Annotated in this window: 12 protein-coding genes; 2 read left to right on the top strand and 10 right to left on the bottom strand. The window is 69.5% G+C overall.

What is annotated here, in order from left to right; translation table 11 throughout:
- Positions 1-9 precede the first annotated feature (9 nt).
- The 5 genes from AB0K52_RS11220 to AB0K52_RS11200 form a co-directional block, all read right to left on the bottom strand.
- Positions 10-1,026 (bottom strand): LacI family DNA-binding transcriptional regulator, encoded by a 1,017-nt coding sequence (locus AB0K52_RS11220; protein ID WP_363529603.1) that lies wholly within the window; start codon positions 1,024-1,026, stop codon positions 10-12.
- A gap of 29 nt (positions 1,027-1,055) precedes the next feature.
- Entirely contained in the window at positions 1,056-2,378 is a 1,323-nt protein-coding gene (locus AB0K52_RS11215) for a sugar ABC transporter substrate-binding protein (RefSeq protein ID WP_363529600.1), read from the bottom strand.
- 44 nt (positions 2,379-2,422) lie between these two features.
- Positions 2,423-3,238 (bottom strand): carbohydrate ABC transporter permease, encoded by an 816-nt coding sequence (locus AB0K52_RS11210; RefSeq protein ID WP_363529598.1) that lies wholly within the window; start codon positions 3,236-3,238, stop codon positions 2,423-2,425.
- A 12-nt stretch (positions 3,239-3,250) separates the two neighbouring features.
- The gene (locus AB0K52_RS11205) at positions 3,251-4,186 is read right to left on the bottom strand and encodes a sugar ABC transporter permease (protein ID WP_363529595.1); all 936 of its coding nucleotides are present in this window, start codon (positions 4,184-4,186) and stop codon (positions 3,251-3,253) included.
- Positions 4,187-4,380: 194 nt separating this feature from the next.
- Positions 4,381-6,429: a glycoside hydrolase family 36 protein gene (locus AB0K52_RS11200; protein WP_363529592.1), complete on the bottom strand. Its 2,049-nt coding sequence runs from the start codon at positions 6,427-6,429 to the stop codon at positions 4,381-4,383.
- Positions 6,430-6,624: 195 nt separating this feature from the next.
- Here AB0K52_RS11200 and AB0K52_RS11195 point away from each other — a divergent pair, with 195 nt between their 5' ends.
- Positions 6,625-10,902, top strand: coding sequence for an Ig domain-containing protein (locus tag AB0K52_RS11195; protein WP_363529589.1), 4,278 nt, complete (start codon positions 6,625-6,627; stop codon positions 10,900-10,902).
- An 80-nt stretch (positions 10,903-10,982) separates the two neighbouring features.
- On the opposite strand, the gene AB0K52_RS11190 is transcribed toward AB0K52_RS11195, so the two are convergent.
- The 5 genes from AB0K52_RS11190 to AB0K52_RS11170 all read right to left on the bottom strand — a co-directional run bounded on the left by AB0K52_RS11190 (position 10,983) and on the right by AB0K52_RS11170 (position 20,600).
- The gene (locus AB0K52_RS11190) at positions 10,983-13,022 is read right to left on the bottom strand and encodes a cellulase family glycosylhydrolase (RefSeq protein WP_363529586.1); all 2,040 of its coding nucleotides are present in this window, start codon (positions 13,020-13,022) and stop codon (positions 10,983-10,985) included.
- Between the two features lie 121 nt (positions 13,023-13,143).
- A complete protein-coding gene (locus AB0K52_RS11185; protein ID WP_363529583.1) occupies positions 13,144-15,201 on the bottom strand; it encodes a cellulase family glycosylhydrolase in 2,058 nt (685 codons plus the stop codon).
- Between the two features lie 340 nt (positions 15,202-15,541).
- The gene (locus AB0K52_RS11180; protein WP_363529580.1) at positions 15,542-17,011 is read right to left on the bottom strand and encodes a ricin-type beta-trefoil lectin domain protein; all 1,470 of its coding nucleotides are present in this window, start codon (positions 17,009-17,011) and stop codon (positions 15,542-15,544) included.
- A gap of 140 nt (positions 17,012-17,151) precedes the next feature.
- Positions 17,152-19,365, bottom strand: a complete 2,214-nt coding sequence (locus tag AB0K52_RS11175) for an alpha-galactosidase (protein ID WP_363529577.1) — start codon at positions 19,363-19,365, stop codon at positions 17,152-17,154.
- A 92-nt stretch (positions 19,366-19,457) separates the two neighbouring features.
- Positions 19,458-20,600, bottom strand: a complete 1,143-nt coding sequence (locus tag AB0K52_RS11170; protein WP_363529574.1) for an ROK family transcriptional regulator — start codon at positions 20,598-20,600, stop codon at positions 19,458-19,460.
- A gap of 241 nt (positions 20,601-20,841) precedes the next feature.
- Between AB0K52_RS11170 and AB0K52_RS11165 the strand changes: the two genes are divergently transcribed.
- Positions 20,842-22,530, top strand: a complete 1,689-nt coding sequence (locus AB0K52_RS11165; protein WP_363529571.1) for a hypothetical protein — start codon at positions 20,842-20,844, stop codon at positions 22,528-22,530.
- The last annotated feature ends 125 nt before the right edge of the window (positions 22,531-22,655 follow it).

The following is a 22,655-nucleotide window of genomic DNA, read 5'->3' as shown; positions in this document are numbered from 1 at the left end:
CGGTGGTCGTCATTGACGAGGCGGTCCTGAGGTCTCGCGGACGATGAGTTCCGGGGACCGCCAGGACGGGCGGGGATCGGGTCCGCCTTCGAGCATGGCGCGCAGCCGTTCGAAGGCGCCGCGGCCGACGCCGCGGAAGTCTAGGTCCACTGTGGTGAGCGAAGGGACGTGGTAGGCGGCGAGCGGGTAGTCGTCGAAGCCGATGACGCTGAGGTCGCCGGGGACGGTGCGGCCCGCGCGGTGCGCGGCGTGGAGGACCCCGAACGCGAGGTCGTCGTTGCCGCAGAGGATCGCGGTGACGGCCGGGTCGGCGACGAGCGCGGCCGCGGCCTCGGCCGCCGCGGCCACGGACCAGCCGGACTCCACGGCGGCGGGGGCCGCGATCCCGGCGGCGGCCAGCGCGTCGGACCAGCCGGTGCGGCGGCCAGCCGTGCCGGGGATCGCGAGGTAGTGGACCTGGCGGTGGCCCATGTCGAGCAGGTAGCGGGTGGCGCGGGCGGCGACGGTGCGGTCGTCGAGGGAGATGAGCCAGTCGGCGTCCTGGTCCTCTTGGTGCTCGCCGCAGGTCGCGACGGTCGCTCCCGGTTGGCGCTCGTGGAGGGCGCGCATGGCGCGGACGGTGGTCTCGTCGTGCGCGATGACGATGGCGGCGGCGCCGTCGTGCGGGAGCCGTCCGAGGAGGTCGGCCTCGTCGTAGGCCTGGTCGGGGTCCATCACCGAGACGAGCACGGAGAACCCGGCGTCCCTGGCGGCGTCTTCGATGCCGCGCAGGGTCTCGGCGGTCCCGTACAGGGAGGTGTCGGTAGTGAGGACGGTGACGGATTTGAGCGCGCCGCCGGCGAGGGCGCGGGCCGAGCGGTTGGGCCGGTAGCCCAGCTCGGCGATCGCGTCCTTCACTCTGGCCCGGGTGGCCGCGGCGACCTGCGGGGCGTCGTTGATGACGCGCGAGACGGTCTGGTGCGACACGCCCGCGCGCTTCGCGACGTCGAAGATGCTCACGGGCCGGGGTCCGGCGGCGGCGCTCATGCTCTCGGTGGCCTTTCGGTTGGCGTGCGCTATTCGGCGTTGGCGATCGCGACGACCGCCTCGGCCGCCGCCTGGGCGTCCTTCGTGCCCAGCCAGACCTGATTGAACTCGTCCATCGCGGCGGTGCCGAACGCGGCGTCGTTCATGGAGAGCGGGTAGCCGATGGTGGTGCCTTCGGCGGCGGTCTGGAAGCCGGTGACGTCGATGCCCTCGCCGGCCCAGTAGTCGGCGAAGTCCTGGTTGAGGGAGGAGACGCCGGGCCACACCGAGCCCATGCCGGTCGCGATCGCCTGCGCCTCTTCGGTACCGAGGAACTTGACGAGCTCCCAGGCCTCGTCCGGGTGCTCGGTGCCGGCGTAGATGGCGTTGGAGAGGCCGTTGATGACCGTGCCAGAGCCGACGGGCCCGGAGGGGTTGTCGGCGACCGCCCACGTGCCCGGTTCGAGCCCGTCGCGGTAGAAGCTGAGCATCCAGGAGCCGTCGAGGGTGGTGGCGGCCTGGCCGGGGACGACGTAGTCGCCGGGGACGCCGCCGTTGGGCTGGTTGGTGGATTCGGCGGGGACGGCGACGTGCCACTTGTTGTAGAGGTCGGCGGTGAACTGGATGGCCTCGACGCATTCGGGGGCGTCGATGGCGTAGTCGCCCCAGGGCTCGGTCTGGAGCGAGCAGCCGTTCTGGACCGCGTAGTTCCACCAGTCGGTCTGGCCGGTGTTGGAGGACATGGCGGTGCCGTACTGGACGACGTTCTCGGGGTCGAAGTCGGGGCTGAGGGCGTTGTTGCCGTTCGCGTCGACGGTGAGCTTCCGGAGGAATTCGACGTAGGTGCCGCCGTCGACGGGGTTCCATTCGAGGTCGCCCACGGTGGCGGGGTCGATGCCGGCGGCTTCGAGGGCGTCGAGGCGGTAGACGAGGGCGATGGAGTCCCAGTCCTTGGGGAGGCCGTACTGCTCGTCCTCGAACTGCCAGGAGTTGTAGAGGTTCTCGGGGTAGATCGAGGTGTCGAGGCCGTCGTCCTCGATGTCGTCGGTGATCGGCAGGAGGACGCCGTTGGAGGCGTAGGTGGGGAAGCGGGAGACGTGGTTCCAGAACACGTCGGGGGCCTCTTCGGCGGCGAAGCGGCTGTCGAGCCCGGCCCAGTAGTCCTCCCAGGGGTTCTGCTCGAGCTCGACTTCGATGTCGGGGTGCTCCTCGTTGAAGGCCGCGATCATGGCTTCGAGGGCGGGGCGCTGGTTGTCGTCCCAGAAGGCGTAGCGCAGCGTCACCGGGCCCCCGTCGTCGCCGCCGCAGGCGGCGAGTCCGGCGGGGAGGGCGAGCGCGAGGGCGGCGAGGGCCGCGGGGCGGGTCTTGTTCATGCCGTTTGCCTTTCGTCGTTGAGAGGTCGGTTGCGGAGCCGGTGTCACTTCATGCCGCTGAGGGCGATGGAGCGGACGATGTGCCGCTGGAAGGCCAGGAAGACGGCCACCAGCGGGAGCAGCGCCATCGCGGAGGCGGCCAGGACGAGGTGGTACTCCTGGTTGAACTGGGACTGCATCTGCGCGATGCCGCGCGTGATGACCCGGGTGGACTCCGAGTGGGTGATGATGAGCGGCCACAGGAGGTTGTTCCAGGTGTTCACGAAGCTGATGACGGCGAGGGTGCCGAGGATCGGGCGGGCCATGGGGACCATGACGCGCCACAGGATCGTGAGCGTCCCGGCCCCGTCGATGCGGGCGGCGTGCTCGATCGACTCGGGGATGGTCTTGAAGTACTGGCGCACCAGGAACACGCCGTAGGGCATGAGGAACCCGAACACGAACGGCAGGACGAGGCCGAGGTGGGTGTCGACCAGGCCGAGTTCGCGCACGATGATGAAGGTGGGCACGAGGGTCACGATCTGCGGCACCATGAGCGTCGCGATGTAGGCCCAGAACAGCTGGTCGCGGCCGGGGAAGTCGAGGCGCGCGAACGCGTAGGCGGCGAGGGTGGAGAACACGAGCTGGCCGAGGGTGACCGCCACGGCCACGATGATCGAGTTGACGACGAAGGTGGCGAAGTCGTAGCGGCTCCACACTTCGGCGAAGTTGGTGAGGATCGGGTCCGCCGGGGGCGCCCACGGCTCGGAGGTCAGGATCTCCTGCTTGGACTTGAACGCGGCGTTCATGGTCAGCAGGTAGGGGGCGACCGAGACGAGCGCGCCCGCGACGAGCACGAGGTAGAGCGGGATCTTCTTCATCGGTTCGGCCCCTTAACTGAAGTCGTAGACGGTGCGCTTGCGGAAGAAGGCCGCCTGGGCGAGGGTGATGAGCGCGATGACGGCGAACAGGATCACGGCGAGCATCGACGCGTACCCGGCGTTGCGCTGGGTGAAGGACTCCAGGTAGATCTGGTAGTTCAGGGTCGCGGTGGAGCCAGCGGGGCCGCCCGCGGTCATGACGTGGATGGTGTCGAAGACCTGGAACGAGCCGATGACGCTGGTGATGAGCACGAACATCATCGCCGGGCGCAGCAGCGGCAGGGTGATCGTGAAGAACCGGTGCACCGGCGAGGCGCCGTCCACATCGGCCGCCTCGTAGAGCTGCGCGGGGATCGCCTGCAGCCCGGCGAGGAAGAACAGCATCGTGTAGCCGGTGTACTGCCACACGTTGACCGAGGCGATGACCGGCATGGCCCAGGCCGAGTCGGTCAGCCACGCCGCGCCGTCGATCCCGAACAGGGCGAGGAAGCGGTTGAGCGCGCCGTACGCGGGGTCGAACACCCACCGCCAGATGACGCCGAGCGCCACCGGCATGGCCATCCAGGGCAGCACGTAGAGGACGCGGAAGGTGTTGCGGGCCTTGATCTTCGCGTTGAGCGCGAGCGCGAGCAGGAGCGCGAGCACGGTCTGGACGGGGATGTTGAGCAGGACGTAGTAGAACGTGTTCCCGATCGACCGCAGCGCCCGCTCGTCCCCGGCCAGCTCCCGGTAGTTCTCGAGCCCGATGAACTCGGGGTCGGAGAGCAGGTTCCAGTCGTAGAGGCTCAGGATCGCGACGATCACGATCGGGGCAAGCAGGAAGACGGCGAATCCGGCGATGCTGGGCGCGAGCAGCGCGTAGGCCTCGACGGTCGTGCGCCGCCGCCAGCGCGGTCGACGCGGAGCCGCTTGCTCGGGGCGTGGCTCGGTCCGGGTAAGGGTCTGCATGGGCACCTGGCTTCTCGGTAGGGGTCGAGATGCGAGGAAATGTTAGCGCTCACGGCGTGACCCAGTCAACACAAAAGCTCGATATTTCCATTCCTCAATATGAAGGAACCGGTCGGCGCCCTGTTCAAGGGCGCCGACCGGCTCGCCGTCCCGCTACTCCCCCGCGCCTCGCGGCGCCGAGTCGCCGTTAGCGCTCACTGCACGGCGAAGATCCGCGCGGCCGGCCCCTCCGGGACGCGCAGCACCGGCACGTCCCCGTCGGCGCGGACCGCCCACGCGGGCAGGTCGACCGGGTAGGCCTGCCGCACATGCCGACCGCGCAGCCCCGGCAGGGCGACCTCCGCCGCCGCACCGCGGGACCACACCGCCAGCAGCGACTCGGCGCCCGCGTCGAGCTGCAGCGCGATCACGTCGTCGTCCCAGCCGGGCAGGCCGAGGGGCCACACCGGGTGGGAGCGGGCGAGCGATGAGCGCCAGTCCTTGTGGAGCGCCACGGCTTCGCGCACCAGCGCGAACCGCTCCGGGCCGAGCCCGCCCAGGAACCCCGAGAGGTAGAGCCGGCCCATGACCCCGGCGGTCATCGCGAACGCCGTCTCCTCGAGACTCATGGCGGCGTCCGGGCAGGCCCAGTTCCCGGCCTGCTCGGGCAGGACGCTCGCGGGCGCGGCCGCCGCGATCGGCGCGTAGCGGCGGAAGTCCTGCTGATCGCTCGTGGACTGCAGGTGCGCCACCGAGAGCAGGTGGTAGTCCATGCGCATCGCGCCGGAGCCGCAGTTCTCGAACAGGACCTCGGGGTGCCGCCGCTGGGCGCCGCTCAGCCAGTCCCGGAACGCGCGCGTGTGTCCCAGGAGCCCGGCGCCCGGGCCGTCGCAGTCCACATCGGTGCCGACCCCGGCGTTCACGTTGTAGTCGAGCTTGAAGAACGCGATCCCGAACTCCTCCACGAGCCGGTCGACGGCCTCGTCCAGGTGAGCGCGCGCGGCGGGGTGGCGGAAGTCGAGCTGGTAGTGCCCGGTCTCGAAGACGCGGCGGCCGTGCCGCTGGAAGAACGCCTCCTCGGGCAGCTCCCTGGCGGCTTTCGCGTTGGCGCCCACCGCTTCGGGCTCGAGCCAGATGCCCGGGCGCATCCCCTTGGCGCGGATCGCGTCGAAGACGGCGGCGAGCCCGCCGGTGAAGTGCCCGGGCGCTTCGTGCCAGTCGCCGGCGTCGGTCCACCAGTTGCCGGTGCCGTACCAGCCGGCGTCCACGCAGTAGTACTCCGCGCCCGCCTCGGCGGCGGCCTCGATGAGCGGGAGCTCCTTCTCGGTGGAGGGACCGGCCATGAGGGTGTTCATGAAGTCGTTGTAGACCAGGGGAAGCCGGGCGTCGACCGGGCGGACCTCGCGGATCGCGCGCCGGTAGTCCGACAGGGCCGCGAAGGCCGCGTCGCGCCCGCCGTCGGCGACGCAGCACCCGGCGGGCACCGTCGTGAACGCCTCGCCGGGCGCGAGCCGCCGCGTGAACTGGTGGTGCAGGTCGGTCGGGCCGTAGACGCCGACGGTGACCGTGCCCTCGTGCTGGCCCGCCTCCCAGTGCCAGCCCGCGCTGGTCTCGACCTGCCAGGCCAGCGACGGCCCGCCCTCGGTCAGGAGCACGCCGGTGGGCAGGAACTCGCCGCTCGAGAACGAACCGTGGCTGGTCCTCGCCACGTTCCCGCGGTTGCGGCGGTGGTGGAACGCGGGGTTGACGTCCGGCAGCAGCTCGGTGAGCGGGCGCTGGTGCCAGCGCCCCTCGGCGAGCCATTCGCTCTCGCCCCAGAGGAGGTCGTGCGCGCCTTCGGGGACGGCGACGAGCGCCGAGCTCACCGCCAGGAGCACGAGCTCGTCGTCCGATCCGTTGCGGACGGTCTGGCGGATCTGGAGCCCCGGCCCGGCGGCGCGGAAGACGCTGGTCACTTCGAGGCCGAGTTCGGGGTCGCGCTGGTGGACGCGCAGTTCGTCGCTGTCGGCTTCGTGGCCGGTGTAGCGCAGCCGGAGTCCGGCGCCCCAGAGCAGGAGGCTCTGGTTGTGGCGGGCGCGGTGCTCGCCGGCGGTGCTGAGGTCCACGATCGGCGAGGGCGCGACGACCGAAGGGGCGCCGGGGCCGGCGGCCCAGTGGACGAGGCGGACGGGCCGCTCGTCCGCGCCGGTGTCGAATCGCAGGTGCAGGCCGGGACGGGTCCATTCGATGGCCGTTCCGGCGGGCGGGGGTGCGGTCGCGGTCATGTGCTCGCTCCAGTTCGGATCGTCGGAGGGAAGGTCGCGCCCGGGGAAGGCACGCGTTTTCAGGAAAACGATATCGGAGTCTTGATTCCAGTTCTGTACGCCGTTAGCATCGATCGAAGGATAACGATATCCCGCTTTCTCGGCGCGCCTCGACCCCTGTCCCCCGGCGCGCCGGACTACGGAAGGAACCCTGCGATGAAGCAGACCAGACCCCGAGGACGGCCCTGGCCGACCGCCGCGGCCGCCGCACTGGCGCTCGCGGCCGGCATGGTGGTGGCGGCCTCGCCCGCCCCGGCCGCCGAGCCCTCCGGACTCATCACCGATCATGTGGTCGCCGTCAACGAGACGGTGAGCGACGCCGGGTTCGTCCACCCCGGCATCGGCCTCTCCGCCGACGACCTGCGGACGACCCAGGAGATGGTGCGCTCCGGCCAGGAGCCGTGGGCGTCGTACTTCGACGCCATGACCAAGACCGGCTTCGCCTCCACGACCTGGCGGGCCTCGAACGCCCTGTCCGCGGCCGAGCCCGACAAGGCCCGCACCCGGATCTTCGACAACGCCGGGATGCGCGGGCGCGAGACCAACGACTCCTTCGGCGCGCTCACCCAGTCCCTCATGTGGGTCAACACCGGGAACGAGGTCTACCGCAAGAACGCGATCCAGGCGCTGCGGGTCTGGGCCGACATGGACCCCGACGGCTACACGTACTTCCCCGACGCGCACATCCACACCGGACACCCGCTCTACCAGTTCCTCATGGCCGCCGAGATCATCCGCGCCACCGAACCGGCGGACGACGACACCCCAGGGCAGCACGACGGCTACAACGTGGTGTGGAGCGCCGAGGACGACGAGCGGCTGCTGGGCAACTTCGCCAACCCCGTCCTCGAAGAGTTCCTGGCCCTGAACACGCACTGGATGAACCAGCACAACTTCGGCCTCTTCGGACGGATCGCGACCGCGATCTACTCGGACGACGCGGCCGGCTACGCCAAGGGCGTCGAGTGGTACACCGTCAACGAGGGCGACACGGCCTACGACAACGGCTCGATGGCCGCGCAGATGCCGCTCATCGAGGCGGACGACCCGATCAACCCGTACGGGTACGACTTCGTGCAGGTCCGCGAGATGGGCCGCGACCAGGCCCACGGCGAGTGCAACATCGACAACTTCGCCGGGCTCGCGCGAATGCTCGAACTGCAGGGCACCAAGGTCGACCCGGTCGACGGCACCGTGTCGACCGCCGAGGACGCGGTCTCCGCCTACGACTTCCTGGACCAGCGGCTCCTCCAAGGCGCCGAGCAGTTCTACAAGTACATGCAGGGCGGCTGGATGCCGTGGGTCGACGAGCGCGGCGAGGACTGGTTCGGCACCGTCTCGCAGGCCTACCGCGGCCGCATCTTCAACACGATCTCGGTGGCGGAGCTGTACTACGAGTACAAGATCGAGCGCGGCGTCGACGTGGAGGCGGAGGCGCCGTGGCTGGCTCGCCTCGCGTCCCGCATGGACGGCCCGATCTTCACCCGCGGCGCCTCGACCACGGCGAACTTCTGGGGTCCCGGCGACAAGAACCCCGAGTACTGGGTCGCCTTCCCCGAGGAGCTGGCCGGGACCGAGCCGGAGCCGCCGCGAGAGGACCCCGCCTGGCGGTTCGAGAAGGCCGGGCTCATGCTCGACGACCGCACCGAGCTCGTCACCGAGGACGGCGTGACGTTCGCGCGCGCGAGCCTCACCGACGAGGGCACCACGACGGCCATGTCCCGCTTGGAGTTCGCGCAGGGCGCCGTGTTCGGCCTGAAGTACCGCAGCGACGGGCCGGCGCACTTGGAAGTGCTCCGCAACCCCGAGCCGTCGGGGCTCAATCCCCATGAGGCGCCCAAGAGCACCCTGGCGGTGCAGGACCTCCCCGACACCGGCGGCGAGTGGCGGTACTTCGCCTACCCGATGACCGGCAACCCGATCAACTACTTCCGGCTCACCGGCGCCGACGGCACCACAGTGGACATGGAAAAGGTGGTCACCACCGGCGCGAAGGACCTGACGCCGCCGCAGTTCCCGCAGGCCGACGGCACCCTCTACCTCGCCGCGAACATGGAGCGGACGATCGACGTCAAGGCCGTCGACACCGGCGGGGGCGTGACCTACACGGCCGAGGGCCTGCCCGAGGACGCGTCCTTCGACACCGCGACCGGGGACCTCGTCTGGACCCCCGGCGACGCCGACCGGGGCCGGCACGAGGTGCGGATCTTCGCCGACGACGGCCAGACCGTCGCGAGCCGGACCTTCGAACTCGTCGTCGCGGCCAACCGCCCCAAGACGATCGACGCCCTCCTGGCCGACGTCTACGATCCCGACGCGGTCTACGAGACCGCCAGCGCGGCCCGCTTCGACGCCGCCCTGGACGAGGCCAAGGAGGCCTCCGAATCGGGCACTGACGAGGCGTTCCTGACCGCGCTCGACGCGCTGCGCGACACGGTCGACGGCATGCGGCTGCTGAACCCGCGCCTCGCGGACGGCGGGCTGGACATCTCCGGCGGCATGGTCACTCCGCACGACGCCACGCCCGTCCAGGTGGACAGGATCGTCGGCCCCGACCACACCGGCAACATCCTGCACACCTCGTTCGTGCTCGATTTCGGGACCCGGTTCCGGGTCGCGGCCGAGGAGTTCTGGTTCCAGGGGCCGTACGCGTTCGCGATGCGCTCGGCCGGAACGAACGTGTACGGATCGAACGACGGGATCGAGTGGGACCTGCTCTCGGAGCGGCCCACCGCGGAGGTCAACAGCTGGGAGCACATCCCGGTCGTCGAGGAGCACCGCGGGGAGCAGTACCGGTTCCTCAAGCTGCAGGTCGACGAGCCCGCGCTGCCGAACGACCCGGCGTACCCGGGCATCTGGATCGTCGACGAGTTCCACATCATGGGCGAGCGCACCGAACTGCCCGGCGCGATCGACACTGCGTCCTTCACCTCGCCTGGCGCGCTGCGGGAGCGGGTGACGGCCGGTGACACCGCCGAGCTCGCCTTCAAGAGCGACGAGCCGATCGGCGATGTGGCGGTCGAGATCGGCGGCCACCAGGTCGAAGCGGTCAGCGAGGACGGGCTTTCGTGGAGGGCGAGCCTGGAGCTCGGCGAGGACACCCCCGTGGGCGACGTCCCGTTCAGCATCGACTACAGCATCGGCGGCGAGGCGGCGCCGAGCGTGCTCGGTACGACCGACTTCAGCCGCGTGTACTTCTCCGATGATCGCAATCTGGTGGACCCGGCGACGTTCGCCGAGGTCGTGGACGACAGCGGCGCACCCGACGCCACCCGGGAGGCGCAGGCCGCGCTCATGCTCGACGGCAAGGTGAACTCCATCGGCGCGCTGAGCGGGACCACCGGCGAGTACCACGTGACCTGGGACTTCGGGGAGGGGCGCGGGCTCGAGCTCGACCGCGTCGACTTCCTGATCAACCAGGACACCAGGTTCCCGGGCCTCATCGACACCATGGTCTTCCAGGGCTCCAACGACCTCGAGCACTGGACGACCCTGACGGGACCGGCGTTCCGCGGCTACGACTGGCAGAACCTGGAGTCCGGAGACGAGACTCCGTACCGGTACCTGCGGCTGCGCAACCGGTACGCCGTCTCGGTCTCGGAGTTCAGGCTCTTCGGCGATGTCGGGGGCGACCTCGACACCGTGCTCGAGCAGGCCGACGCCGTCGACCTGGAGGCGTACACGCGCGGTTCGCGGCTCCTCTTCCCGCGCGAAGTGGCCGCGGTCCGCGAGGCCCGAGAGGAACCGGGCGCCGATGAGGAGGCGCTCGCGCGGCGGCTCATCGACGCGTGGGAGCTCCTGGACCCCTTGGTGACCGAGGCGCCGGCCGCGTTCGACCGGAGCTGGGTCACCGCGAGCACCGTGAGTTGGGACGGCACGCTCAACGCGGCCGACAACGGCTGGCGCATGTTCGACGGGGACCCCGGCACCTGGACCGACACCACCACGAAGTCGTGCACGAACACCGTGCTCCCGACCGACGGGACCGAGTTCGAGGTGGTCGGGATCAGGTACTTCCCCAAGGACGCTTCGGTGAACCGCGCGACCAACATGTCCATCGACGGTTCGAACGACGGCGGCGCGAACTGGACCGCGTTCGCGAACACCGGAACCCCGGTGCGCGGCTGGAACACGGTCGCCTTGGCGGAGCCCGTGAGCTATGGGGCGCTGCGCATCAGCGGCGGCAACGGCTACTGCAACGTGGCTGAGCTCGAGTTCCTGGTCAAGGTCGTCGACAAGACGGCGCTCGACGTCCTCTTGGGCGACGCGGCGGCGCTGAACGAGGCCGATTGGACGGCGGACTCGTGGGCGGCGCTGGTCGCCGCGCGCGACGCCGCCCAGGCCGCGAAGGACGGGAAGGGCGCCTCGCAGCAGGAGGTGGACACCGCGGCCACCGGTCTCGCCGACGCGATCGCCGGTTTGATCAAGGCGTAGACCCCCAGCGGACAAGGCCGCCGGGCCGGAGCAGCTGCTCCGGCCCGGCGGTTCTCGTTGTGGTGGGGGATGAACGGTGCCTAGGAGGCCGTGCCGGTCACGGTCGTGCCGGTCCGGGTGACCGTGTAGACAATGGTCTCCCCGCCCCACCAGTGGAAGGTGAGGGTGGCGGGCTCGCCCTCCTTGAGGCTTTCGAGGAACGCGGTGTTGAGGATGATCGTGCCCGCTTCGTAGTCGTAGATGAAGCTGTGCCCGAACTCCTGGTACGGGGTCCAGGAGGCGGGGCCGGCGTTGGTGCCGTCGGCGTACTTGGCCTCCATGGTGGCGAGGTTGTCGCCCTTGAACTCCGTCGGGATATTGAACGCGGCGGTCGTCGTCCCGGTCGCGTCCGAGAGCACGGGCCGGTCGTTGGTCTTGATGTAGATCCGCCAGGGCGTTCCGGCCGAGAAGCGGGCCTCGACGATCGCGTTGACCCCGTACTCGCGGTCGCCCGCGAGGCGGGTGAGCGCGGCGGCGGTGAAGGTGAGCGTGTCGCCCGAGACCGTGTAGTCGGCGCCCTCCTTCAGCTTCTTGTCCTCGTGCCACAGGCCTTCGAACTCGAGGCCGTTGCGGTTCAGCGTCAGCGACTCGTCATTGATGATGCCGGCCTTCTCGAGGTAGATCCGGTCGAACGAGGTGGTCCCCGAACGCGACGTGACCTCCGTCCGAAGGTGCTCGGCGACGTACGGGTCGCGCCACTCGAGGGTCTCGCGGTTGAGGAACTGGCCGGCGTCCCACAGCATCGTCGTCAGTTCGTTCTCGCGGGCCTGGAACTGCAGGTCCTCGAAGAACTTCAGCATCTCCCCCTGTTCGATCCGCTCAGGCGCCCAGTGGGAGTAGTTGAAGACCGCCCACTCGCCGACGATCACCGGGATGCCGTTCGCCACCAGGGTGTCGTGCGCCCGCTGGAAGTAGCCGGCGAGGTCCTGCTGGACCTGCTCGTTGTAGGTGGTGAAACCGGCGATGTTCACCGTGAACGGCCAGAACCCGTAGTAGTGGATCGTCGCGGCGACCATGTCGTCGTCGAGGCCCTCGATCATGGTCTTCAGCGGGTCCAGGCGCGGCTGCTCGGCGTTGGTGTTCAGCGTCGGCAGGACCAGGAGCCGGTCGGCGTTGCCGCCGCCCGAGGCCCGGACGACGTCGTAGAAGGCGCGGTTGAGCTCTTCGTTGTAGGGCTCGCCCGCATCGCCTTCCTTGCCCACGAACTGAGGTTCGTTGTTGCTCTCGAAGGAGAGCTCGGCCGGGTAGTCCTTGAACCGCTCCGCGATCTGGGCCCACATGGACTCGAACTTGGCCATCACGTTGTCGTGGTCGTTCGGCAGCTCGTCGAGCCACATCCACGAGTCGTGGTGGAGGTTCAGCATCACCTGGAGGTCGTTCTCCAAGGCCCAGTCCACGACCTGCGCGACGCGCTCCATGCGCTCCGGTGCGATCGTGTAATCCGGGGCCGGGCCGGTGAACTCGTCCCAGGTCACGGGGAGCCGGATCGAGTTGTAGCCTTCAGCCCTGACGGTCTGGAGGAGCTCCTCGGTGATCAACGGGTTGCCCCAGTTCGTCTCGCCGCCGAGGGCGTCGAGGGTGTTGCCGATGTTCCAGCCCGGCTGCATGGCCGCGACCTGCTCCTCGGCGTTGTCCCAGGTCGGCTGCTCGCCGACGGTCCCGTCGCAGAGGCGGCCGTTGAGGCGGAACTCGGCGGGGGCGGTGTTGGCGCCGGTCCAGGAACCGGTGAACCCGAACGAGGTCGAGCCGCCGGTCGCAAGCTTCGCGTTGTGGCCCAGGGCCTCGACCTTGGCCGCGTCGGCCTTGCTCTCGTCCTTGGCGCTCCACAGTTTCGTGACGCGCTGGCCGTCGGGCCACTCCCATTCGAGGGCCCAGCCGTCGATGGGGTCGCCGAGGTTGGTGACCTCGACGTTGGCGTTGAATCCGCCGGACCACTGGCCGGTGACCTTGTAGTCGACCTCGCAGCCTTGGGCCGCTTGGGCCCCTACGGCGGTGAACAGTCCGGCGGTGAGCGCGGCGACGGTGGCGGCGGCGAGCACGCCGATCCGCAGCCTCCGGCGGCGCACAGGGGTTGGTGTCATCTCAAGACTCCTGTCAGGAGAGTGGGATTCCTTGAAGGGTTCGGAGTTCGGGGATCGGGGACCGCCGGGCCGGAGCGGTGCGCTCCGGCCCGGCGGCCGCGCTGGTGTCCTTGCGCGATGGTTACGAGGCCGTTCCGGTCACGGTCGTGCCGTTCTTGACGACGGTGTAGTCGACCGACTCGCCGCCCCAGAAGTGGTACGTGATCGTGACGGGCTCGCCGTCCCTGATCGCGTTCACGAACGAGGTCGGAACGGTGATCGTGCCGCCGTTGTAGTTCGGCAGCCAGCTCACGTTGGACTCCTGGAACGGGGTCCAGGAGGCGGGTCCGGCGTTGGAGCCGTCCGCGTAGTGGGCCTCCATCTGCTCGATGCGGTCGCCCTTGAACTGCGTCGGGATGACGAGCGAGTTCGTCCCGGTCGCGTCCGAGAGCACGGCCTGGTCGAAGGTGATGATGTTGATGCGCCACGGGACGCCCGCGGAGAAGCGGGCCTCGATGGTGGCGTTGGTGCCGTAGGCCCGGTCGCCCGCGAGGCGGGTGAGGGTGGCGGCCTTGAAGGTCAGCGTGTCACCCGAGCGCGTGTAGTCGGTGCCCTCGACGAGCTGCGTGTTCCCGTGCCACAGGCCCTCGAACTCGAGGCCGTTGAGGTCGAGCGTCTGCGACACGTCGCCGATGGTGCCGGCCTTCTCGAGGTAGATCCGGTCGAACGAGGTCGCACCCGAGCGGGTCGTCCAGCTGGAGGAGATCCGGTCTTGGAGGTACTGGTCGTGCCACTGCAGGGTGTTGCGGTTGAGGAACTGGATCGCGTCCCAGATCATCGTCGTGAAGTGGTACTGACGGGCCTGGAACTGCAGGTCCTCGAAGAACTTCAGCATCTCCCCGTACTCGACCACCTCGGGACCGGTCACGCCGTAGTTCAGGATCGCCCACTCGCCCACGATGACCGGGATGCCGTTCGCCACGAAGGTGTCGTGCGTCCGCTGGAAGGCGCCCGCCAGGTCCGCCTGGGACACTTCCTCGTAGGTCGGGTACCCGGCGACGTTCACCGAGAACGGCCAGAACCCGTAGTAGTGGATCGTCGCGGCGACCATGTCGTCGTTCAAGCTGTCGATCATGGCCTTGACCGGGTCGAGGCGCTCCTGCGCGGCGTTGGTGTTGAGCGTCGGGATGACCAGGAGACGGTCGGCGTTGCCGCCGCCGGTGCCGCGGACGATGTCGTAGAACGCTCGGTTGAGCTCCTCGTTGTACGGGTCGCCCAAGTCGTTCTCGGCACCCACGAACTGCGGTTCGTTGTTGCTCTCGAACGACAGCCCCTCCGGGTAGTCCTTGAAGCGCGTCGCGATCTGCGTCCACATCGCCTCGAACTTGGCCATCACGTTGTCGTGGTCGTTCGGCAGCTCGTCGAGCCACATCCACGAGTCGTGGTGAAGGTTGATCATGATCTGGAGGTCGTTCTCCAGAGCCCAGTCCACGACCTGCGCGACGCGCTCCATGCGCTCGGGCGCGATCGTGTAGTCCGGACCCGGCCCGGTGAACTCGTCCCAGGTGACGGGCAGGCGGATCGAGTTGTAGCCCTCGGCCTTGTAGGTCTGGAGCAGTTCCTCGGTGATCATCGGGTTGCCCCAGGCGGTCTCGCCGCCCAGCGCGTCGAGCGTGTTGCCGATGTTCGTGCTCGGCTCCATGTCCGCGACCTGGTCCATGGCGTTGTCCCACTCCTGCGGGCCGCCGGTGGGCGTCTCAGTGGGCTCGCCGGTGGTGCCGTCGCAGAGGCGGCCGTTGAGGCGGAACTCGGTCGGGTCGGTGTTCTCACCCGACCAGGAGCCGGTGAAGCCGAACGAGGTCGTGGCGCCGGTGGCGATCTTCTTGTTGTAGCCCAGGCTCTCAGCCTTGGCGGTGTCGCCCGCGCCGGTGTGCTTCGCGTTCCAGATGCTGGTGACGCGCTGGCCGTCGGGCCAGGTCCACTCGAGGCTCCAGCCGTCGACCGGCTCACCGAGGTTGGTGACCTGCACGTCGGCGATGAAACCGCCCGGCCACTCGCTGGTGACGTCGTAGGCGACCTGGCAGCCTTGGGCCGCTTGGGCGCTCACCGCGCCGAGAAGACCCGCGGACAGTGCGGTGACGGCGGCACCGGCGATCACGCCGAGGCGCAATCGCCGTCTGTGGACAGTGCTTGGACTCATCGAGACTCCTTGCAGGGGAATGGGTTCAGGAAAGTGTCTGGGGATGCATCGAGGAATGTAGATCTCTGCTCGACCGTTGAACGGTAAAGCTTGTCCGGTGAGTTTGTCAACATGCGAAACCAAGTAAGCGGTCTCCAAGGCATTTTGCATGCCGATGAAACCGACATTGAGGACAAAACTTGAAGCGCTCGCCATCGCGCTGGCGGCCAAGGCTTACCGTCCGTCGCGACGCTCCCGTTAGTTGGTTTCTCGTCGTGACAAACGGTCGGTGTAGGCCCGCGAAAGCCCCGCCGTGCGAGGTGGACGCACGGCGGGGCTCAAGGTTCAGAGGTTCAGAGATTCAGAACGTCCACTGCTGGCTGGCGCCGGTGCCGCATGTGAACTGCTGGAGGCGGACGCCGTTCGCGGTGCCGGCGTTGACGAGGTCGAGGCACTTGCCGGAGTGGCGGGCCACGAGCTGGACGTTGCCGCCGCCCGCGTCGCGGCGCTGCCACTGCTGGTTCGCGCCGCTGCCGCAGGTCCACAGGATCGCCCTGGCCCCGTCGGCCGTCGAGGCGCCCGAGATGTCGAGGCACTTGCCCGAAGCGGCGGAGACGATCTGCACATAGCCGCCGCCGGCGTCGCGCAGGGTCCACTGCTGGTTGGCACCGCCGTGGCAGTCGTACTGGATGATCTCGGCCCCGTCGGCGGTCGAGCCGCCGACGACGTCGACGCACCTGCCGGACAGGCGGTTCACGATGTCGGTGGTCTGGCCGCCGCCGATCGTGTCGCCCCAGGCGTGGCGGATGCGGTCGGCGCCGGACGCGTTGCGGATGGTCAGGTCGATGGCGGTGCCGCTGCCGCTCGCGGCGAACATCGAGTACCAGTCGTACCCGATCGAGCCGGTCTTGCCGCCGAGGCCGGGCCAGTAGGTCGAGCCCATGCGCTGCTCGCGGGCGACGTCGGTGACCGCGCGGAGGTAGCGCACGAAGTTGTCGGTGCTGGCGGCGTTGGCATAGTTGCGGCCGTCGTTCATGGGCGAGCCGAACTCGGTGAGGACCGCTCGCGGGCCGCACGAGCCCAGCTGGTCGCGGACGCTCTGCACCCACCCGGCGTAGTCCTTGGTGCCGTAGAAGAACGCGTAGTGGTGGAAGGAGATGAGCGTGCCGTTGAGGCGGGGGTCGGCGCAGATGGGCTTGGCGTCCTGGCTGAAGCCGGTGCCGCCGATGAGAATGCGGTCCTTGGGAATGGAGGGCCGGGCGCTGATCCACGAGGCCGCGAGGTTCCGCCAATCGGTCGAGCTGTAGCCGTGCGGCTCGTTCATCGGCTCGAAGTACACCAGGGAGTTGGACCCGTATTGGGAGGTCACGGTGTTCCACATGGTGTTGAAGGCGTTCATGTTGGTGATGCGCCCGCCCGAGGCCGCGCCGTCCTCCCAGTAGGCGAGGATGACCTTGAAGCCGCGGGCGGTGGCGGCGTCGATGGTGCCGCGGTAGGCGTTCCACCAGGTGGTGCCGACGGTGTGCGTGTTGACGGGGAGCCGGACGGTGTTGGCGCCCATGGTCGCGGCCATGTCGGCGTAGATGGCGTCGGCCTTGGCGCGCACGGTGTCGTAGCTGTCGGACTGGCTCAGCCGGTCCAGGACGAGGGGGCCTTCGACGAAGTTGTCCCCCAGCACGGCCCAGTTGAAGCCGCGGAACTGGCTGGTGTCGGCCGCCGCGGGCGACGCCCCGGTGAGGACGGCGACCGGCACGAGCACCAGTGTGGACAAGAGGGCGAGGAGGAGGCCGCGAAGGGAAGGCCGCGGCGGGGACGAGGTTGACGCGTTCATGGGAGGGCCGTTTCTCGTGCGACGGTGCACGTGTCAGCGGAACGGAGGGCATGAGGTCACATGTGTGACGTCATATCAGTCCGAATTATGGCATCGCTCCCAGAGCGCGTCAACCATCGATATTCATCAATTCATATGGTTCAGCCGCCGGTCGCGATCTCGAGGACGAGCGCTTCGCCGGGCGCCAGCAGCGGGAGCTGCACGCCCACGTCGGCGAGGACCGAGCCGGGCAGGCGCAGCGCCCCTTGGAAGAGCCACGGCGGCGGGACCTCGTCGAGCCCGCGCGGCGCCTGCAGCTCGGGCACGGGCGCGACCCGGTACCGCGCTTCAGGGTCGAGGCCGGGGACGCGGAGCGAGGTGGCGAGGGCGCGGTTCCCGGTGGCGTGCCGGGCGACGCGCACGACCGCGCGGGTGCGGTCCTCGCTCAGGACCGCGGTCGCGGTCGTCCCGTCGTCGCCGGTGTCGAAGTGGCTGACGGTGCCGGTGTGGAGGAGCCCGCGGAGGCGGCGGTAGCAGGCGATCGCTCGGCGCAGCCGGTCGAGTTCCTCAGGCGTGCACGAGGTGATGTCCCATTCGATCCCGAAGGAGCCGAAGAGCGCGGTCGCGATCCGGAAGTCGAGGCCCGAGGCGCGGTGGGTGGTGTGGGCGGTGGGCGGGCCGATGTGGGAGCCGATGAGCTCGAGCGGCAGCAGCAGCTCCGTCCACCGCTGGATGGCAAGGCGCTCAAGGGGGTCGTTGGTGTCCGAGGCCCACACCCGGTCGGTGCGGTCGAGGACGCCGAGGTCGACGCGGGCGCCGCCGGAGGCGCACGACTCGATCTCCAGCTTCGGATGCAGTGCCCGGAGCCGGTCGAGCAGCCGGTAGACCGCCGCGGTGTGCTTGTGGACGTTCGCGCGGCCGTCGTGGACGGCTTCGATGAGGTCGCGGTTCTGGTCCCACTTGATGTAGTCGAGCCCGTATTCGCTCACGAGCGCGGAGATCGACTTCAGCAGGTGCTCGAACGCCTCGGGACGGGTGAGGTCGAGCGCGTACTGGCCGCGCCACGCCCGCGTCGACGGGGGCTGGAGCAGCCACTCGGGGTGCTCGCGGACGAGGTCGGAGTCGGGGTTGACCATCTCGGGCTCGAACCACAGACCGAACTGCATGCCGAGGGAGCGCACGGTGCGCACGATCGGGTGCAGCCCTTCGGGCCAGACGCCCGGGTCGACCGTCCAGTCGCCGAGCCCGGCGGAGTCGTCGCGCCTGCCCAGGAACCAGCCGTCGTCGAGCACGAACCGCTCGACGCCGATCTCGGCGGCTGTGCGCGCCAGCGCCTCCAGGCGTTCGAGGTCGTGCTTGAAGTAGACCGCCTCCCAGGTGTTGAGCACCACGGGACGGGGCTCGCGCGGGTGCGAGGGCCGGGAGCGGAGGGAGCGGTGGACCCGCTCGCCGAGGCCGTCGAGTCCCTTGTCGCTCCAGACGAACACGGCGTCGGGGGTGCGGAAGGACTCGCCCGGGGCGAGTTCGATCTCGCCGGGGCGCAGCAGCGGCCCGGCGCCGAGGAGGGTGCGGGCCTCGGGGAGGGCGTCGTGGCGGTAGACGGCGTCGCCGCTCCAGGCGAGGTGCACGGCCCAGACTTCGCCTGCGGCGCTGTCGAATCCGGGGGTGCCGAGGACGAGTGCGAAAGGCGAGTCGTGGCCGGTGCGGCCGCGGCGGGTCTCGCGGACGCGGCTGCCCTGGGCGAGAGGGCCGCGCTGGGGGGCGCGTTCGCGGGTCCAGCGGCCGGTGAAGTCGAGGGCGTCGGCGGCCCGGTCGTCGACGGGCATCACCGCTTCGAAGGCGGCCAGGGACAGCGCCTCTTCGGCGGTGTTGACGATCTCGTGGGCGATGCGCAGGACGCCGGCGTCGTCGAGGCGCAGTTCGCTGCGCAGGAGAAGGCCGGGGGCCTCGGCCCGGACGTGGAGGGTGCCGGTGTCGACGTCGGTCTCGAAGCCGGCGTCGGCGACGGTCCACCGCACATGCTGGATGCGGCCGGCGCGGTGGGCGGCCAGCCCGGGGCGGCCCTCCCAGCCGTCGGGCTCTCCGGGGACGAGGGTGAGGGGCCAGGGGGCGTCGAGCGCGCTGGGCGAGACGGAGCGGGTGCGGGCGCGGCGCATCTGCTCGAAGTCGCTGTGGCCGAGGTCGCCGAGGTCGCGGCCCCAGTGCAGCACTTCGGGAAGGCCCTGCTCGGGCAGGTGCACGACCACGGAGACGCCACCGCCCCAGAGCATCCGGGTCTTCCCGCCTTCGTCGGGGCCGAGGCCCGTGTCGGCGTCGGGCGCCGGGACGATCTGCCGGAGGTGGGGGGCCTCGGCGACGGCTGGCGGTTCGGTCATGCGGACTCCTCGGTGGACGGGTGCGGGGCCGTCCAAGTATCGGCAAGCCAGAGGAGTTTGTCAATTGTTGAAACTAAGTTTGGGAGCATGGATTAGAACCGGAGGTAGTCCCGGATGGCGAGCACGGCCCCGGCCCTGGCCCATTCGTCGAACTCGAACGGCTGGATGTCCAGGGCGATCGGGGCCCCGTCGGGGTGCCGGTTGGCCGCTATCGCGGCGTCGAGCTCCTCGCGGGCGAGCTCGGTGACCGCGATGCCGTCGCCGGTGATGACGATCTTCTCGGGGTCCATGGTGTTCGCCAGGGTCGCGGCGAGGACGCCGAGGGCGTGCCCGGCGTCGCGGAACGCCTGCCGGGCGGCGGGGTCGCCGTTGCGGGCGAGCTGGAGGACGCTGGCGTAGTCCAGGCCCGGGGTGCGCAGAGCGCCGACGATCGCCGCGTTCGCGAGGTACGAGGCGAGGCAGCCGCGGTGCCCGCGGTCGCAGCGCGGCCCGGTCGGCTCGACCGGCAGGTGCTCGAGGTTCCCGGCCTTGCCGTTGGCGCCCGTCACGACCTTCCCGTCGACCACGATGCCGACGCCGACGCCGGTGCCGACGGTGATGAGCACCATCGACTCGTATCCGGCGCCGACGCCGAACCAGTGCTCGGCAGCGGTCAGGGCGCGCGTGTCGTTCTCGGCGGTGGCGGGCAGCCCCACCCGCGCGCTGACGAGTTCGGCCAGCGGCACCTCGCGCCAGCCGAGGAAGGGCGACTCCAGCAGGATCTGCTGCCCGCCCTTCGACACCACGTCCCCGGCGAGGCCGATCCCGACCGCCTCGATGCCGGCATGCTCGGCGGACAGGCGCTCGTAGACGCCGCCGATCTGCTCGACGGTGTCCTCCACCGACTGCGAGACGAGCGGTTCGTCGTAGGCGGCCAGGGCCTCCGCGGCGAGGTCGGTGACGACGGCGAAGAGCCGGTCGCTGGTGAGCTTGACACCGAGGAAGCGCCGGCCCTCGGGGCGGATGCGCAGGACTTCACTGGGCCGGCCGGTGGCCCCGCGCAGCTCGAGGGGACCGTCGGCGATCAGGCCCTGCTCGATGAGCGTGCGCGTGACCCGGGTGAGGCTCGCGCGCGACATGCCGAGCTCCCGGGCTATCTCCGCGCGGGACTTCGGTCCGTGGATCAGCAGCTCACGCAGGGTGCTGCGCTCCAGGCCGCTGAGCGGGGCCGCGGTCGCGGGCCGGTTCTGCTCCATTGCGTCTCCTAGGTTTGTTCACTGACAACGGTATCCAAGTCGTATTCATCAGATCTATGCCCCCGAATGTCTGCTTCCCGGCAGTTTGCCGCCCGACCGTGCGCAACAACTTCGTTTCATTAGTTGACAAACTCGAGCGCGTCTGCGTACCGTACATCGCACCAGGTCAGGCATACACATACCTCTATACGCCCGACCTGCGTCGACTCCCTATCCCTTCGCGACAACGAGGTTCAGCGACATGACCAATCCCTCAGACCGGGCGCCCTTCAAGCGCCGTTCCCTGTTCAAGGCCGCGGGGCTCGGGGCCGCGGGGGCCGCGGGCCTCCCGGTCATCGCCGCCTGCTCCGACATCAAGTCCAACAGCGGCTCCACCCAGGACAGCAAAGGCTTCGACTTCCTGCCCACCCACGAGGACTGGCCGCTCCCGGTCCAGCCCGACCTGGTCGGCGAGCCGCCGCACCACCCGTCCGCGTTCACCTCGTACCCCACGCCGGTCCAGGCCATCACCGACCTGCCTTCCGGCAAGGGCACCTACGAGATCACCATCCCGTGCTGGGGCACCCCGCCCGCGCAGGACGACCCCTACTTCGCGAAGTGCGCCGAGGCCTGGGGCGGCACCACGGTCAAGATCCGCCAGGGCGACGGCATGACCTACGGCGACACGGCCGTCCAGTGGGTCAAGGCCAACGAGTACGGCGACGGCATCCAGCTGTTCAACTACATGACCGGGTCCTTCGCCAACTTCCAGGAAACGGTCGTCAACTCCTTCTACGACCTCACCGAGATCGTGCAGGGCGACATCGCCGAGCGCTGGCCGCTCCTCGCCGCCCTCCCGACCGACTCGTGGGGGCAGGCCGTGTGGTCCAAGGACCCGAGCGACCCCGAGACCGCGGGCATTTACGCCATCCCGATGACCTACAGCGGCGGTCAGGGCAACGGCATCCTCGCCCGCACCGACCTCCTGGAGGCCGAGGGCCTGGCGATGCCGACCACGGTCGAAGAGCTCCTCGAGGTCTCCCGCGCCTGGACCACCGACTCGAGGTGGGCCTTCGTGGGCCTCGACTGGTTCATCGGCCAGTGGTTCGGCTTGGGCGGCGTCGACGGCTGGAACTGGGACCCCGACCAGAAGAAGATGATCAACAACATCGAGAAGCCCGAGTTCACCGAACTCATGGAGTTCCGCCGCACGCTCTGGGACGAAGGGCTCATCCACCCCGACGCTCCGACCGGGACCCTCGACGCCGCCGCGATGCAGGAGGCCGGGCAGGTCATGTTCACTCAGGACAACCTGGTCCGCTGGAACGACTACAACCTCAAGGTCAAGAACGGCCAGGCCGAAGGCGCGGTCGCCCCGCTCCCGCCGCTCGCCGCGAAGGGCCGCACGCCCATGGTGCCGCTGTCCGCCGGGATCGGCGGTTGGACCTTCCTCAACAAGGACCTCTCCAAGGAGCAGGTCGAGGAGATCCTCGACGTCGCGAACTGGTGCGCCGCCCCGTACGGCACCACCGAGTACCAGCTGCTCCAGTACGGCGTCGAAGGCGAGCACTTCGAGCTCGACGCCGCCGGCAACCCCACGTACATCGGGGCGGGCCCCGAGGTCGTCCAGGGTCCGGTGAACTTCAAGGCGTTCGCCCAGGTCGACACGTTCCTCACCGGCGACCCCGACATGGTCGCCGCCCGCTTCGAGTACAACGCCTCGATCCAGCAGTACGTCGTGGAGCCCCCCTTCCAGGGCATCCGCATCGAGGCCCCCGCCGCTGCGAAGGCCGCCGGCACCACCCTCTGGGACCAGCAGTCGGACATCGCCTACGGGCGCGCCGAACTCTCCTCCATCCCGGAGATGGTCGAGACGTACTTCAAGAACGGCGGCGAAGAGGCCCGCAAGCACTACACCGACGCGTACCTGGCCGTCTACGGCGACGAGTAGCGACCTGGTCGGGGGGGGCGCCCCGGCCGCCCCCCCCCCCCCCCCACCCAAAAAAAAGACAGGGAAAAAAAAAGAAGGGAACAAACCAAAAGACGACACCCCCCCAACACGACCAACGCACCCCC

This window comes from Glycomyces sp. NPDC049804, from assembly GCF_040674615.1.
In the GTDB taxonomy this organism is placed as follows: Bacteria; Actinomycetota; Actinomycetes; order Mycobacteriales; family Micromonosporaceae; genus Glycomyces; species Glycomyces niveus.
Note: the sequence above shows the minus strand (reverse complement) of the source record. Positions and strands in the feature narration are given on the sequence as shown.